Raw genomic sequence first — 13,007 nt, 5'->3', positions numbered from 1 at the left:
TCCGGTTTTATAAAAATTTATTCACGAATTTCACCATGCCCGAACACCACGTATTTCAGCGAGGTCAGGCCTTCCAGGCCGACCGGGCCGCGGGCATGCAGCTTGTCGTTCGAAATGCCGATTTCAGCACCCAGGCCATATTCGAAGCCGTCGGCGAAGCGTGTCGACGCATTGACCATGACGGACGCCGAATCGACTTCGCGCAAAAAGCGCATCGCACGGCTGTAATCTTCGGTGACGATGGCATCGGTATGCTGCGACGAATAGGTGTTGATGTGCTCGATCGCTTCCTCGATGCCATCGACCAGTTTCACCGCGAGGATCGCGGCCAGATACTCGGTGCGCCAGTCTTCCTCGGTGGCGGCCGCCAGGTGCGGATAGCCGGCCAGGATGGCGCGCGCCTCGTCGTCGGCGCGCAGTTCGACATCCCTGGTGCCGTACAGTTCGGCCAGCTTCGGCAGCACTTGCGGGGCAATCGCGCGCGCCACCAGCAGCGTTTCCATCGTGTTGCAGGTGCCGTAGCGGTGGCACTTGGCGTTGAACGAGATCTTCAACGCCTTCTCGATGTCGGCGCGGTCGTCGATGTAGACATGGCAGATGCCGTCCAGGTGCTTGATCATCGGGACGGTCGCTTCCTTCATCAGGCGCTCGATCAATCCCTTGCCGCCGCGCGGCACGATCACGTCCACGTACTGCGGCATCGTGATCATTTCGCCCACCGCGGCGCGGTCGGTGGTCTCGACGATCTGCACTGCGTCCTGCGGCAGGCCCGCGCCGGCCAGGCCTTCCTTGACCAGCTTTGCCAGCGCCTGGTTGCAGTGGATCGCTTCCGATCCGCCGCGCAAAATTGTCGCGTTGCCGCTCTTGATGCACAGGCCGGCCGCGTCGACCGTCACGTTCGGGCGCGCTTCATAGATGATGCCGATCACGCCGAGCGGCACGCGCATCTGGCCGACCTGGATGCCTGTCGGGCGGTACTTCATGTTCGAGATTTCGCCGATCGGGTCGGGCAGGGAGGCGATCTGCTCCAGGCCCTCGGCCATGGTGGCGATCGCCTTGTCGGACAGGGTCAGGCGGTCCAGCATGGCCGGCGCCAGGCCGTTGGCGCGGGCCGCTTCCAGATCCTTCTGGTTGGCGGCGCGCAGCGCATCGGCATCGCGCCGGATGGCAGCCGCAATCAATGCCAGCGCCCGGTTCTTGGCGGCGGTGTCCGCCTTGGCCATGGCGCGCGATGCCTTGCGCGCGCGCTGGCCGACCTCGTTCATGTAGAGCTTGATGTCCATTTTTCGATGAGCCTGCTTGATAACTGTTCTTAAATGCTACCGCGCGACTTTCAGTCCGAGCTGCAGCAATGCATCCCACGCGTCGCCGGCAAAAGCCTTCGCCCGCAATCCCTTGACCATCTTATCGATTTGCGCCGCCTCCTGCAGCGCCGCTTCCAGCAGCGGCTGCTTCAGGCGCCGCAGCGCCGGCTCCATCATTCGCTCGCGCGGGCCCCAGATGCGGGATTCCTTCATCAGCGCGCCGAGCGCCTTGCCCTGCGCCACGCCCGCCTTCAAGCGCAGCAGGGTGCGGATTTCCTCGGTCATCGCCCACAGCACCAGCGGCAGCGCTTCGCCTTCGCCCTTCAAGCCTTCGATCATGCGCGCCAGGCGCGCCGCGTCGCCGGCCAGCATGGCCTCGTTGAGCTTGAAGACGTCGTAGCGGGCGACGTTGAGCACTGCGTCCTGCACCTGTTCGAAGCTCAGCTTGCCTTCCGGGTAGAGCAGGGCCAGCTTCTGGATTTCCTGGTGCGCCGCAAGCAGGTTGCCCTCCACGCGATCGGCGATGAAATCGATGCTCTGGCGATCGGCGCTCTGGCGTTGTGCGGCGAGGCGGTTGCCGATCCAGCCCGGAAGTTGAGCGCGCTCCACCAGCGGAATGTCAAGATACACGCTGGCCTGCTGCAACGCCGTCACCCACGCGCTTTTCTGCGTGGCCCAATCCAGCTTGGGCAGCGTGATCAGCGTCATGTTGTCCGGGTTCAGGTTCGACACGTATTCCTGCAGCGCCTGGCCGCCATCCTTGCCCGGCTTGCCGGTCGGGATGCGCAGCTCGATCAGCTTGCGGTCACCGAACAGCGATTGCGATCGGTTGGCTGCGAGCAGTTCGCCCCACTTGAAGCTGCGCTCGACAACCAGCACCTCCCGCTCGGAAAGCCCCTGTGCGCGCGCCGCCTTGCGGATCTTGTCCGCAGCTTCCAGCGCGAGCAGATGCTCGTCGCTGGTGATGACATAGAGCGGCGCGAGCGATTTCGCCAGGTGCGCATCGAGAGCGTCAAGCCGCAGTTGCATCCGTCTTCCTTGCCGTTGTCCGCATCACACCGACTTGAGCGCGTGCAGGCGCCGCAACAGCTGCTGCACCAGGTCGCTCTGCATGTCGCGATACAGCAGCACCTCCTCGTTTTCCTTCGCCATCACAGCTGATTCGTTGAAGCTGATGTCGCGTTTCAGGATGATGTCGGTGGGCGCGATCAATTCCTTGTTCTGGACGTCACGTACCCGGAAACGCAGCTTGTAATACAGCGTGTACTCGCGGATGCGTCCTTGCGTGTTCAGCGACAGGATCGCTTTTTCCCGTGTCTCCGACAGGACATCGAGAATCACTTGCGCCGTCTTTGGGTCGCTAGCTATCTGGGTGCTGCCGTCGGCGCGGATGTAGCGTTTCAGCTCGGAGCCGAGCGGCGAATTGTCCGGCAGCCCGACATAAATGCTCTTGAAGGGAAGCGCGGTCTCGCCCGAACCGCGCAGCTGGAACCCGCATGCAGATAGCAGCAGGGGCGTTGCCAGGGCGAGAATGCAAGCTGCGCGACGTTTCATGGGTAATGCGCTCCGATCAGGCTACGATGTTGACCAGCTTGCCGGGCACGATGATCACTTTCTTCGGCGTGCCTTCGACAAACTTCTTCACGTTTTCATTCGCCAGCGCGGCGGCTTCAATCGCCGCCTTGTCGGCGTCCTTCGGCACCTTCACGCTGCCGCGCAGCTTGCCGTTGACCTGGACCACCAGTTCGATTTCCGCCTGTTCGAGCGCGCCGGCGTCGACTTGCGGCCACGGCGCATCGAGGATGTCGCCGTGCACCTTGGCAAAGCCGAGTTCGTTCCACAGCACCGACGTGATGTGCGGCGCCACCGGATTGAGCAGGCGCAGGAAAATCGACACGGCTTCGCTGGCGACGGCCGCGCCCGAGTCGTCGAGCTTGGCGTCTTCCAGCGTGTTGAGCATCTTCATGCAGGCCGACACGACAGTGTTGTACTGCAGGCGCTTGTAGTCGTGCTCGGCTTGCTGCAGGATCTTGTGCACTTCGCGCCGCAGGGTCTTCTGCTGCTCGGTCAAGGTCGAAGCGTCGAGCGCGCCGGCCGCTGCAATGCGCGCTGACTGCGCATGCGCGTAGGCCCAGACGCGGCGCAGGAAGCGGTGCGCGCCTTCCACGCCGGCGTCGTTCCATTCCAGCGTCTGCTCCGGCGGCGAGGCGAACATCACGAACAGGCGCGCGGTGTCGGCGCCGTACTGGTCGATCAGTTCCTGGGGGTCGACGCCGTTGTTCTTCGACTTCGACATCGTCGTCATCTCGTATTCGAGCGGCGTGCCGTCCTTCTTCAGCTTGCCACCGACGATCTGGCCGTGCTCGTTGGTGACGACGTCGACTTCATGTTCCCAGTAGTAGTTCTTGCCTGCGTCGGCCGGCTTGTGGAAGAACGCGCCCTTCAGCACCATGCCTTGCGTGAGCAGGTTGACGAAAGGTTCGTCGATCTTCACCAATCCGAGATCGCGCATCACCTTGGTCCAGAAGCGCGCATACAGCAGGTGAAGGATCGCGTGCTCGATGCCGCCGATGTACTGATCCATCGGCATCCAGTAATCGGTGCCGCCGGCCACCATCTTGTCGTTGTTGGTCGAATCGCAGTAGCGCATGAAATACCACGACGAATCGACGAAGGTGTCCATCGTGTCGGTTTCGCGCCGCGCCGGTTTGCCGCAGCACGGGCAGTCGACTTTCAGGAAATCCTCGCGCTTGTTGAGTGGATTGCCGGAGCCGTCCGGCACGCAATCCTGTGGCAGCACGACCGGCAGATCCTTTTCGGGCACCGGCACCGAACCGCAGGATTCGCAATGGATGATCGGAATCGGAGTGCCCCAATAGCGCTGGCGCGAGATGCCCCAGTCGCGCAGGCGCCAGGTGGTCTTCTTTTCGCCGATGCCCTTGGCCACCAGATCGGTCGCGATCCTGTCGACCGCTTGCTTGTAGTTCAGACCGTCGTAGACGCCGGAATTGATCGTCACGCCGCGCTGCTTGTCGCCATACCATTCCTGCCAGGCGTCGGTCGAATAGGTTTCGCCTTCGACCGCGATGACCTGCTTGATCGGCAGGTTGTACTTCTTCGCGAATGCGAAATCGCGCTCGTCGTGCGCCGGCACGCCCATCACGGCGCCGTCGCCGTAGCTCATCAGCACGTAGTTGCCGACCCAGACTTCGACTTGCGCGCCGGTCAGCGGATGGGTGACGTAGAGGCCGGTCGGCATGCCTTCCTTCTCGCGCAGCGCGAGTTCGGCTTCGGTGGTGCCGCCTTTCTTGCATTCCTCGATGAAGGCTGCCAGCTTCGGATTCGAAACGGCGGCATGCGTGGCCAGCGGATGCTCGGGCGCCACGGCGCAGAAGGTGACGCCCATGATGGTGTCGGCGCGCGTCGTGAAGACGAACATCTTGCCGTCCTGGATCAGCTTGCCTTCGGCATCCTTGATGTCATGCGCGAACGCGAAGCGCACGCCTTCGCTCTTGCCGATCCAGTTTTCCTGCATCAGGCGCACGCGCTCCGGCCAGCCGGGCAGCTTGTTGACGACGCAGTCGAGCAGTTCTTCGGCGTAATCGGTGATCTTCAGGTAGTAGCCGGGGATTTCGCGCTTCTCCACCAGCGCGCCGGTGCGCCAGCCGCGGCCGTCAATCACCTGCTCGTTGGCGAGCACGGTCTGATCGACCGGGTCCCAGTTCACGATCTGGGTCTTGCGGTAGGCGATGCCTTTTTCCAGCATTTTGAGGAACAACCACTGGTTCCACTTGTAGTAGCTCGGGTCGCAGGTGGCGACTTCGCGCGACCAGTCGATCGCCAGCCCCATCGCCTGCATCTGTTTCTTCATGTAGGCGATATTGTCGTAGGTCCACTGCGCCGGCGGCACCTTGTTCTTCAGCGCCGCGTTCTCGGCCGGCAGGCCGAAGGCGTCCCAGCCCATCGGCATGAGGACGTTATGGCCGTTCATGCGCAGAAAGCGCGTCAACATGTCGTTGATCGTGTAATTGCGCACGTGGCCCATGTGCAGCTTGCCGGACGGGTAGGGCAGCATCGAGCACGCATAGAATTTCTTCTTGTCGCGGCCGTTCTTGTCTTTCGCGTGTTCGACGGTCTTGTACGCGTCGATGGCGCGCCAGTGGTCTTGCGCCGCTTTTTCGACGTCGGCGGGGAGATATTTTTCTTGCATGACGGATGAGGCTGAGAAAGTGGATTTGAACCCGCCATTATACTGGTTCGGCAAGCGCTGTTGCCGCCGCGGCAGGGTTGAAATTCGTCGAAAAATCAACGAAGAAGGAGGCGGAGCGCCGGTTTTTCGCCGTTTTCCTCGTAACGCTCGTTGACGGCAGCGGCGCAGTCGAGGAGCGCGTCGAGGATTTCAGGCGCCTGGCGGCGCAGAATGTCGGCATGGAGCACCTCGACGTCGAGCGCATCGTCCGGTCCCAGCGTGAACCGCGACATGCCGTCGCCCTCGCGCAGTGTGCTCAGGCAGTCGATCCAGGCATCCATGTTGTGGCCGTAAAACTCGGGAAAGCCGAACGCCGACCGGCTTTCGCGATGAAAGTCTCGCCAGTTGCGGATGGCCTTCCCATTCAGGCGGACGGTGGGCATTGCTTACTTTTTCGGCGCTTCTTTCGAGTCGGTCACGAATCCCATCTTGGTCATGCCGTTGGTCTGTGCCGCAGACATGACCTGGGCGATGATTTCGTAACGCGTCGCCTTGTCGGCGCGCAGCTGCAATTCCGGCTGCGGCTGCTTCTTCGCCGCTTCCGCCAGCTTCGTATCGAGATCCTTTTGCTCGACCGGATCGTTATTCCAGAAAATCCTGCCTTCGCCGTTGATCGACAGCGAAATCGTTTCCGGCTTTTCCGGTGCTGGCGCCGACTGCGCCGTCGGCAGATCGAGCTTGATCGCGTGCGTAAACAGTGGCGCGGTGATGATGAAGATCACCAGCAGCACCAGCATCACGTCCACCATCGGCGTGACGTTGATGTCCGCCATCGGGGCGCCCTGCTTGTCGTTGTTGAATCCGCCGAATGCCATGATAGTGCTCCGGATTGATTATTTGCCGACGCGCGCGCCGGTAGTCAGGTAGGCGTGCAGATCGTGCGCGAATGCATCCAGTTCCGCCAGCGTGACGCGGTTGACGCGGGTGAAGGCGTTATAGGCAAGCACTGCCGGAATCGCCACCACCAGGCCAAGCGCGGTCATGATCAGCGCTTCGCCGACCGGGCCGGCCACCTTGTCGATCTGCACAGTGCCGGCGGTCGATACCGCCACCAGTGCGTGATAAATGCCCCACACCGTACCGAACAAACCCACGAAAGGGGCGGTCGAGCCGACCGAGGCCAAGAGCGTCAGCCCGCTTTCCAGTCGCGACGACACGCGGTTGATTTCCTGGCGCAGCGTGCGGGTGATCAGTTCGCCCGGATCGACGTTCGCGTTGAGCGAGCCGGCCTGGGAGCGCAGGTTGGCCGCTTGCACGCTTTGCGCGGCCAACGGCGTGTAGACGTTTTCGCTGTCGGCATTCTTGACTACGGCGATCGCGTCGTCGAGCGTGGACGCCTTCCAGAAGCCTTCGAGCGCGCCCGCGCTCCTGCGGATGCGCCAGGAACTCCATGCCTTCGAAAAAATGTAGTACCAGCTGACAATCGACATCATCAGCAGCAGGTAGGCGACCGCGTGCGTAACGGCGTCGCCCTGAGCCCAGTAATGCGCGAATCCGAGAGTTTGATCCATGGTTGTTTGAGCCTTGATCCTAATCGTGTAGTTGGAATGTGATCGGCAAGTTGAATGAGTCGGGCACCGGCTTGCCATCCAGTGTGGCGGGCCGATAGGTGATCGACTTCGCAAGCTCGACCGCGGCCGCATCGAGCAGCGGGTAACCGCTGCCTTTTCTTAATTCTACCTTCTCGGCGCGGCCTGCCGCCGATACCGTCACATGCAGCACGACGCTGCCCTGGTCGCCATACCGCTTGGCCTGCCTCGGATACCACTTTTCCGTTTCGGTAGCGAGGTAGGAAGGATCGACGAACACGCCGCGCTTGACGGGCGGGACGGGCGCGGCGGAAGCCGCCGCCGGAGCGGCGTTATCGGAGCGCGCTGGTGCCGGTACAGCGTCCACGCTCGTTTGCGCCATCGGTATGGGAATGTCGGGCGCCTTGGGATGAGCGGCCGGTTGCTCGCGTGGTTGCGGTTGCGGCTTGAGGGTGGTGCGCGGCTTGTGCTCGCGCGCCGGATTTTGCGGCTGCGGCTGAGCGGGCGCCGCCGGTAATTTTTCTGCGGGCCTGGGCCGCTCCTGCAATAACTGTACTTGCACCTGAACTGGCTTGGGCGACGAAGTGTCGCGGCTGCTGCTGCTCAAACCATTGATTGTGAAAACAATCAATGCCGCATGCAGCAGTATCGTGCCCAGAACGGGAATCGAAGACGAGGCGAATTTCATGCTGCCTGATCGCCCCGTTCATTCACGTTATTTCAGACCCAGCACGTCCTGCATGTCGAACAGGCCGGTTTGCTTGTCCGCGAGGAAGCGTGCCGCACGCAGGCTGCCTTGCGCATAGCTGAACCGGCTGGAGGACTTGTGCGAAATCTCGATGCGCTCGCCGATGCCAGCGAACAGCACGGTATGGTCGCCCACGATATCGCCGCCGCGGATCGTCGCGAAGCCGATCGACGACGGGTCGCGTTCGCCGGTCACGCCTTCGCGCGCATAGACGGCGACATCCTTCAGGTCGCGCCCGAGCGCGTCGGCGATGACTTCGCCCATCTTGAGCGCGGTGCCGGACGGCGCGTCGACCTTGTGCCGATGGTGCGCCTCGATGATTTCGATGTCGTAGCCATGCGAAAAACTCTTGGCAGCCAGTTCCAGCAACTTCATCGTCACGTTCACCCCGACGCTCATGTTGGGCGCAAACACGATCGCGGTTTTTTGCGCGGCGGCGGCGATGGCGGCCTTGCCGGCGTCATCGAAACCGGTAGTGCCGATGATCATCTTGATGCCGTGCGCGGCGCAGTATTCCAAGTGTTTCAGCGTGCCTTCCGGGCGGGTGAAGTCGATCAGATAATCGGCGTTGGACAATCCCTTGGCCAAGTCAGCTTCGATCGCGACGCCGGCCGGCTTGCCGAGAAAGGCTGCGGCATCGGTGCCGATGCCGGGCGACGCCGCCACATCGAGTGCGCCCGCCAGCGCGGCATCCCCGGCGTCTTGAATGGTTTCGATCAGCATGCGGCCCATGCGGCCGGATGCACCTGCTACGGCGATTTTCAGTTGAGTCATGTGTTGCCCGTTGAATTATTTTCCTTGTGCTGTTGCGCCCGGTGCAGAACCTGCGATCAACGCCAGGTATTCCTGCTCGGTCGGCAGCAGTCCGCCCTCGATGCGCGCCAGCCGGTTATCCTTGAAAAAGACCGTAACGCGGCTTGAAATGATTTCGCCGCTGCGCTTCTTCAGGCGAAACATGTAGTCCCAGCGGTCGGCGTGGAAGATGTCGGTCAACAAAGGAGTGCCCAAGGCGAAACGCACCTGCTCGCGCGTGATCGCTTCATTGCGTTGCATGCCTTCCTTCAACTGGGCCACCATTTCACGCGAGATGAAGTTGCCTTGCTGAATATCGACCCGATAAGGGGTGAAGATGCCGAGGAAGCGATGGATGCCGGTTGGCGCGCCGGTGGTCACGCCGGCGGTTTCGTCGGCAGGCTTGGTCTCGGCATTCCGGGCTTGCTGTTCGGGTGCCTTGCCGGACATGGCCGGCTGATCGATCAGGGGATTTTTCGATGCGCACCCGGCCAGACAGGCGACAGCCAGGCAAAGCGCGCCGGCGATGGCTGGTGTACGATCGCTGCGCGAGAAATTCATTCTCATAAAGGGGGTCTCAATTCGTTGAGCAATTGGGGCAAAACGCTATATGATAAAGCAGATAATCCAAATCCGACCAACAACATGCCTAGCAATCCTTCCGAGCTGAAAGCCAGCGGCCTCAAGGCGACGCTTCCGAGACTGAAGATCCTGGAGATCTTCCAGAACAGTACGGTACGCCACCTGAGCGCCGAAGACGTTTACAAGATCTTGTTGACCGAAAACATGGACGTCGGCCTGGCGACGGTTTATCGCGTGCTCACGCAGTTCGAGCAGGCCGGCTTGCTGCACCGAAATCACTTTGAAACCGGCAAGGCAGTGTTCGAACTCAATGAGGGATCGCACCACGATCACCTGGTTTGCCTGGATTGCGGCCGTGTCGAGGAATTCTTCGACGATGAAATCGAAAAGCGCCAGCAACGCGTAGCCAAGGACCGCGGCTTTGATATCGCCGAACATGCATTGGCGCTGTACGGGCATTGCACAAAGGTCAACTGTCCCCACCGCAACCGGTAACATATTGCGGCACTGGATGTTATGAACGACGTCCAGTCAGACTCCGAGGAAAATTCCCCACTTAACATGTCATGGCGGAACTACGCGATAGTAGGGGAGGGAATCGCGTATCGGGTAAAAAATTGGTAATTTAATAATGAAATCCGAAACCAGAAGTTTTCCGCGCAAGATATTCCGATGCCACGCCAAGCTTGCCCTGCCGGGAAGGCCGCCGCTGCCTTGCCGCACCGTAGACCTCTCGCTCAGCGGACTGTGCCTGTTTTTTTCGAAGCAGTTGAAGGCGGGGCAGGCATGCACTGTGGCATTCGAGGCGCCGCTGACTGGCCGGCACGTGCCGGTCATGTTAAGCGCAAAGGTTATTTACAGTATTTTGAGCGGGACTGACGGCTTTCGCACGGGCATCCAGTTCGCGCAACTCGATCCGGCCAATGAAAAGATCCTTGCCGAGCTGATGGTATAGGACGGCTCCTGGAGCCGTCCTCAGGAGTGGCTCAGTGCGCTCGACAGCAGCTTGGCCGTGATGTCGACGATCGGGATCACGCGTTCGTATGCCATGCGGGTCGGCCCGATCACGCCGAGCGTGCCGACGATCTTGCCGTTCACTTCATAGGGCGCGGTCACCACGCTCATTTCATCGACCGGCACCAGTTGAGATTCGCCGCCGATGAAGATTTGCACCCCGGTTGCCTTGCTCGATACGTCGAGCAATTGCATCAGGCTGGTTTTTTGCTCGAACAGGTCGAACAGCTTGCGCAGCGACGTCATGTTGGATGCCAGGTCGGTCACGCTCAGCAGGTTGCGTTCGCCCGAAATCACCACATCGTCGGAACTTTCCGCCATCGCGTCGCTGCCAGCCTCGACCGCGGCCTGCATCAGGCGTGTCATGTCGTCGCGCAGCTGGCGCAGCTCGCCTTGGAGCCGTGCCCGCACGTCGTCGAAGCTGACGCCGGCGTAATGCTGGTTGATATAGTTGGCGGCCTGGATCAGCTGTGCCGGCGTGTAGTCGACGTCGGTCAGCAGCAGGCGGTTCTGCACGTCGCCGTTGGGGGCGACGATCACCAGCAGGATGCGCTTTTCGGACAGCCGCAGGAATTCGATCTGCTGGAACACCGATTCGTGGCGCGGCGTCATCACGACGCCGGCGAACTGGGATAGCGACGACAGCACTTGCGCGGCATTGGCAATGATCTTTTGCTGCGAAGCGCTATGCAGGCGCGGTTGCAGCTTCGATTCGACGGTGGTTTCGTCGATCGACTGCACGGTCAGCAAGGTATCGACGAACACCCGGTAGCCGCGCGGCGTCGGCACGCGTCCGGCGGAAGTGTGCGGACTGGCGACGAATCCCATTTCCTCCAGGTCCGCCATGATGTTGCGGATCGTGGCCGGCGACAGGTCCAGGCCGGAGATTTTCGATAGCGCGCGCGAACCGACTGGCTGGCCATCGGCAATATACCGTTCGACCAATGCCTTGAGTAATGTTTGTGCACGAGAATCGAGTTGCATACCGTTATTTTATGCGAGCTGAGGCAGCGGGAGCCAGTGTTGTTGCAGCGTAGGCTGATTCAAACTTGACTGTTGTTAGACTTCTATTATTCGTTGATATATCCATTGTTCCAGCTCAATGAAGGTGCTGCACACGGCATCGGGACATATATCGGCAGGCAGCACACGCTTCGGCACCAGTTCCGCGCGGTTGATCCAGATGCCCCGCAAGCCAGCCTGTTGCGCGCCTTGCACATCAAGCAAGGGATCATCGCCTACATACACCGCTTCCTGCGGCGCCACGCCGATCGCCTCGCAAGCGGCATGAAATATGGCCGCGTCGGGCTTGGCGCGACCGACGCGGTGCGCCGCCACCGATACTTGGAAATAATGCGCCATGCCGATTGCTTCGAGATCGGCCACCCCATTCGACACCGAGCCCAGCGTCACGCGCTCGCGTAATCGTTCCAGCGCCGGCAGGACATCGCCGAATGGCGTCACCTGGTTGCGCGCTTTCGAAAACACTTCCATGGCCTGGTCGACCAGCGCCACATCCTCGCCGGCGCTCAGGAAAGCCTCGGTCAATCCTGCATGCCGCAGGCGGCGCAGATCCAGCTGGTAAACCGGGTCGGCCGCCATCAGTTCCCGGCGCCGCGCGCGCAGGCTCTCGATCGAAAACCGATCCGCGACGGCGGGCACGTGCGCGGACAGCCAGTCGAACAGGATGTTTTCGGCGCGCTCGATGACAGGGACGATCGGCCACAGGGTATCGTCGAGATCAAACAAAACGGCTTTGATGGCAGGCATATAGATCCATATTGGTGCTAAATGATTCGTTTCAACGAGCGGCTTGTGTAACAGCACGCCAAATTATGGTCTAATCTGCTGCATGTTGCCTTCCAAGCCACTTGCCCCGCCCGCTGCCTTCAAGACCATTGCCATCGTCGGCAAGTATATGGCAGGTATCGCCGAATCCTTGTCGGAGGTGGCCGCCTTTCTGGCGGCTTCGGGGCACGATGTCGTCTTCGAGGAAGCGACCGCGAAAACCGTCGGATTGAGCAATGCAGTCGCGATGACGCCGGCCGAGATCGGCGAACATGCGGATGTGGCAATCGTACTCGGTGGTGACGGCACCATGCTCGGGATTGCGCGCCAGCTCGCTCCATACAATGTCCCCTTGATCGGCATTAACCAGGGCAGGCTCGGTTTCATGACCGATATTTCTCAGGAAGGCATGATTCCGCTGCTGGCCGATATGCTTGAAGGCAAGCTGGAATCGGAGCAGCGCGCGCTGCTGGAAGGTTCCGTGCTGCGCGACGGCAAAATGATTTTTCATGCGCTGGCGTTCAACGATGTCGTTGTGTCGCGCGGCGCCACCTCGGGCATGGCGGAATTGCAAGTCGAGGTCGACGGGCGCTTCATGTACAACCAGCGTTCGGACGGCCTGATTGTTTCTACGCCAACCGGTTCCACCGCCTACGCATTGTCGGCCGGCGGCCCCTTGCTGCATCCCAGCCTGTCCGGCATCGTGCTGGTGCCGATCGCGCCGCATGCCTTGTCCAACCGGCCCATCGTCGTGCCCGATTCGAGCTCGATCGTGATCGAGATCATGGGCGGGCGCGACATCAGTGTGAATTTCGACATGCAGTCGCTCGCCAGTCTGCAGCACCACGACCGCATCGTAGTCCGGCGCTCGGCCCACACCATTACCTTCCTGCATCCACAGGGTTGGAGCTATTACCATACCCTGCGGGAAAAGCTGCACTGGAACGAGTATCCATCCGTGGCGGGGCAGTTAAAATAACGCCTTTGTTTTCGCCACAACA

Annotated in this window: 15 protein-coding genes; 3 read left to right on the top strand and 12 right to left on the bottom strand. The window is 61.2% G+C overall.

Going from position 1 to position 13,007, the window contains the following annotated elements; translation table 11 throughout:
- Positions 1-17 precede the first annotated feature (17 nt).
- The 10 genes from FAY22_RS13125 to FAY22_RS13080 all read right to left on the bottom strand — a co-directional run bounded on the left by FAY22_RS13125 (position 18) and on the right by FAY22_RS13080 (position 9,189).
- Positions 18-1,283 (bottom strand): glutamate-5-semialdehyde dehydrogenase, encoded by a 1,266-nt coding sequence (locus FAY22_RS13125; RefSeq protein WP_146330620.1) that lies wholly within the window; start codon positions 1,281-1,283, stop codon positions 18-20.
- Positions 1,284-1,319: 36 nt separating this feature from the next.
- Positions 1,320-2,333, bottom strand: coding sequence for a DNA polymerase III subunit delta (gene holA / locus FAY22_RS13120; protein WP_146330619.1), 1,014 nt, complete (start codon positions 2,331-2,333; stop codon positions 1,320-1,322).
- 24 nt (positions 2,334-2,357) lie between these two features.
- Positions 2,358-2,858: an LPS assembly lipoprotein LptE gene (gene lptE / locus FAY22_RS13115; RefSeq protein ID WP_146330618.1), complete on the bottom strand. Its 501-nt coding sequence runs from the start codon at positions 2,856-2,858 to the stop codon at positions 2,358-2,360.
- Positions 2,859-2,874: 16 nt separating this feature from the next.
- Positions 2,875-5,514 carry a leucine--tRNA ligase gene (gene leuS, locus FAY22_RS13110; protein WP_146330617.1) on the bottom strand — a complete coding sequence of 880 codons (2,640 nt, stop codon included), beginning with the start codon at positions 5,512-5,514 and terminating at the stop codon, positions 2,875-2,877.
- A gap of 95 nt (positions 5,515-5,609) precedes the next feature.
- On the bottom strand, positions 5,610-5,936 hold the full coding sequence (locus FAY22_RS13105) for a barstar family protein (protein ID WP_146330616.1): 327 nt from the start codon (positions 5,934-5,936) through the stop codon (positions 5,610-5,612).
- Positions 5,937-5,939: 3 nt separating this feature from the next.
- Positions 5,940-6,368, bottom strand: coding sequence for a biopolymer transporter ExbD (locus FAY22_RS13100; RefSeq protein ID WP_146330615.1), 429 nt, complete (start codon positions 6,366-6,368; stop codon positions 5,940-5,942).
- Between the two features lie 18 nt (positions 6,369-6,386).
- The gene (locus FAY22_RS13095) at positions 6,387-7,064 is read right to left on the bottom strand and encodes a MotA/TolQ/ExbB proton channel family protein (RefSeq protein WP_146330614.1); all 678 of its coding nucleotides are present in this window, start codon (positions 7,062-7,064) and stop codon (positions 6,387-6,389) included.
- A 19-nt stretch (positions 7,065-7,083) separates the two neighbouring features.
- Positions 7,084-7,770, bottom strand: a complete 687-nt coding sequence (locus FAY22_RS13090; protein ID WP_146330613.1) for an energy transducer TonB — start codon at positions 7,768-7,770, stop codon at positions 7,084-7,086.
- A gap of 27 nt (positions 7,771-7,797) precedes the next feature.
- Positions 7,798-8,604 (bottom strand): 4-hydroxy-tetrahydrodipicolinate reductase, encoded by an 807-nt coding sequence (dapB, locus tag FAY22_RS13085; RefSeq protein ID WP_146330612.1) that lies wholly within the window; start codon positions 8,602-8,604, stop codon positions 7,798-7,800.
- A 15-nt stretch (positions 8,605-8,619) separates the two neighbouring features.
- Positions 8,620-9,189, bottom strand: coding sequence for an outer membrane protein assembly factor BamE (locus FAY22_RS13080; RefSeq protein ID WP_246860505.1), 570 nt, complete (start codon positions 9,187-9,189; stop codon positions 8,620-8,622).
- A 78-nt stretch (positions 9,190-9,267) separates the two neighbouring features.
- On the opposite strand from FAY22_RS13080, the gene fur reads away from it, so the two are divergent.
- Together fur and FAY22_RS13070 are read left to right on the top strand one after the other, a co-directional pair.
- A complete protein-coding gene (fur, locus tag FAY22_RS13075; RefSeq protein ID WP_146330611.1) occupies positions 9,268-9,699 on the top strand; it encodes a ferric iron uptake transcriptional regulator in 432 nt (143 codons plus the stop codon).
- A 136-nt stretch (positions 9,700-9,835) separates the two neighbouring features.
- Positions 9,836-10,159, top strand: coding sequence for a PilZ domain-containing protein (locus tag FAY22_RS13070; protein WP_146330610.1), 324 nt, complete (start codon positions 9,836-9,838; stop codon positions 10,157-10,159).
- A gap of 20 nt (positions 10,160-10,179) precedes the next feature.
- Here the strand turns inward: FAY22_RS13070 and hrcA are convergent, their stop codons facing one another.
- Positions 10,180-11,202 (bottom strand): heat-inducible transcriptional repressor HrcA, encoded by a 1,023-nt coding sequence (gene hrcA / locus FAY22_RS13065; RefSeq protein WP_146330609.1) that lies wholly within the window; start codon positions 11,200-11,202, stop codon positions 10,180-10,182.
- A 75-nt stretch (positions 11,203-11,277) separates the two neighbouring features.
- A complete protein-coding gene (locus FAY22_RS13060) occupies positions 11,278-11,988 on the bottom strand; it encodes an HAD family hydrolase (RefSeq protein ID WP_146330608.1) in 711 nt (236 codons plus the stop codon).
- 82 nt (positions 11,989-12,070) lie between these two features.
- Between FAY22_RS13060 and FAY22_RS13055 the strand changes: the two genes are divergently transcribed.
- Complete coding sequence (locus FAY22_RS13055; RefSeq protein ID WP_146330607.1) at positions 12,071-12,985, top strand: NAD kinase; 915 nt, start codon at positions 12,071-12,073, stop codon at positions 12,983-12,985.
- Positions 12,986-13,007 lie beyond the last annotated feature (22 nt).

The organism is Noviherbaspirillum sp. UKPF54 (genome assembly GCF_007874125.1).
GTDB lineage: Bacteria > Pseudomonadota > Gammaproteobacteria > Burkholderiales > Burkholderiaceae_D > Noviherbaspirillum.
The sequence above is the reverse complement of the archived record's forward strand: the minus strand, read 5'-3'. Positions and strand labels throughout refer to the sequence as shown.

What these genes read in the sequence shown, in the direction of transcription:
- FAY22_RS13055 (WP_146330607.1), top strand. Translation starts at nt 12,071, where the DNA reads ATGTTGCCTTCCAAGCCACTTGCCCCGCCCGCTGCCTTCAAGACCATT.
- FAY22_RS13090 (WP_146330613.1), bottom strand. Translation starts at nt 7,770, where the DNA reads ATGAAATTCGCCTCGTCTTCGATTCCCGTTCTGGGCACGATACTGCTG.
- hrcA (WP_146330609.1), bottom strand. Translation starts at nt 11,202, where the DNA reads ATGCAACTCGATTCTCGTGCACAAACATTACTCAAGGCATTGGTCGAA.
- fur (WP_146330611.1), top strand. Translation starts at nt 9,268, where the DNA reads ATGCCTAGCAATCCTTCCGAGCTGAAAGCCAGCGGCCTCAAGGCGACG.
- FAY22_RS13100 (WP_146330615.1), bottom strand. Translation starts at nt 6,368, where the DNA reads ATGGCATTCGGCGGATTCAACAACGACAAGCAGGGCGCCCCGATGGCG.
- FAY22_RS13125 (WP_146330620.1), bottom strand. Translation starts at nt 1,283, where the DNA reads ATGGACATCAAGCTCTACATGAACGAGGTCGGCCAGCGCGCGCGCAAG.
- dapB (WP_146330612.1), bottom strand. Translation starts at nt 8,604, where the DNA reads ATGACTCAACTGAAAATCGCCGTAGCAGGTGCATCCGGCCGCATGGGC.
- FAY22_RS13080 (WP_246860505.1), bottom strand. Translation starts at nt 9,189, where the DNA reads ATGAGAATGAATTTCTCGCGCAGCGATCGTACACCAGCCATCGCCGGC.
- FAY22_RS13060 (WP_146330608.1), bottom strand. Translation starts at nt 11,988, where the DNA reads ATGCCTGCCATCAAAGCCGTTTTGTTTGATCTCGACGATACCCTGTGG.
- FAY22_RS13070 (WP_146330610.1), top strand. Translation starts at nt 9,836, where the DNA reads ATGAAATCCGAAACCAGAAGTTTTCCGCGCAAGATATTCCGATGCCAC.
- holA (WP_146330619.1), bottom strand. Translation starts at nt 2,333, where the DNA reads ATGCAACTGCGGCTTGACGCTCTCGATGCGCACCTGGCGAAATCGCTC.
- FAY22_RS13095 (WP_146330614.1), bottom strand. Translation starts at nt 7,064, where the DNA reads ATGGATCAAACTCTCGGATTCGCGCATTACTGGGCTCAGGGCGACGCC.
- FAY22_RS13105 (WP_146330616.1), bottom strand. Translation starts at nt 5,936, where the DNA reads ATGCCCACCGTCCGCCTGAATGGGAAGGCCATCCGCAACTGGCGAGAC.
- leuS (WP_146330617.1), bottom strand. Translation starts at nt 5,514, where the DNA reads ATGCAAGAAAAATATCTCCCCGCCGACGTCGAAAAAGCGGCGCAAGAC.
- lptE (WP_146330618.1), bottom strand. Translation starts at nt 2,858, where the DNA reads ATGAAACGTCGCGCAGCTTGCATTCTCGCCCTGGCAACGCCCCTGCTG.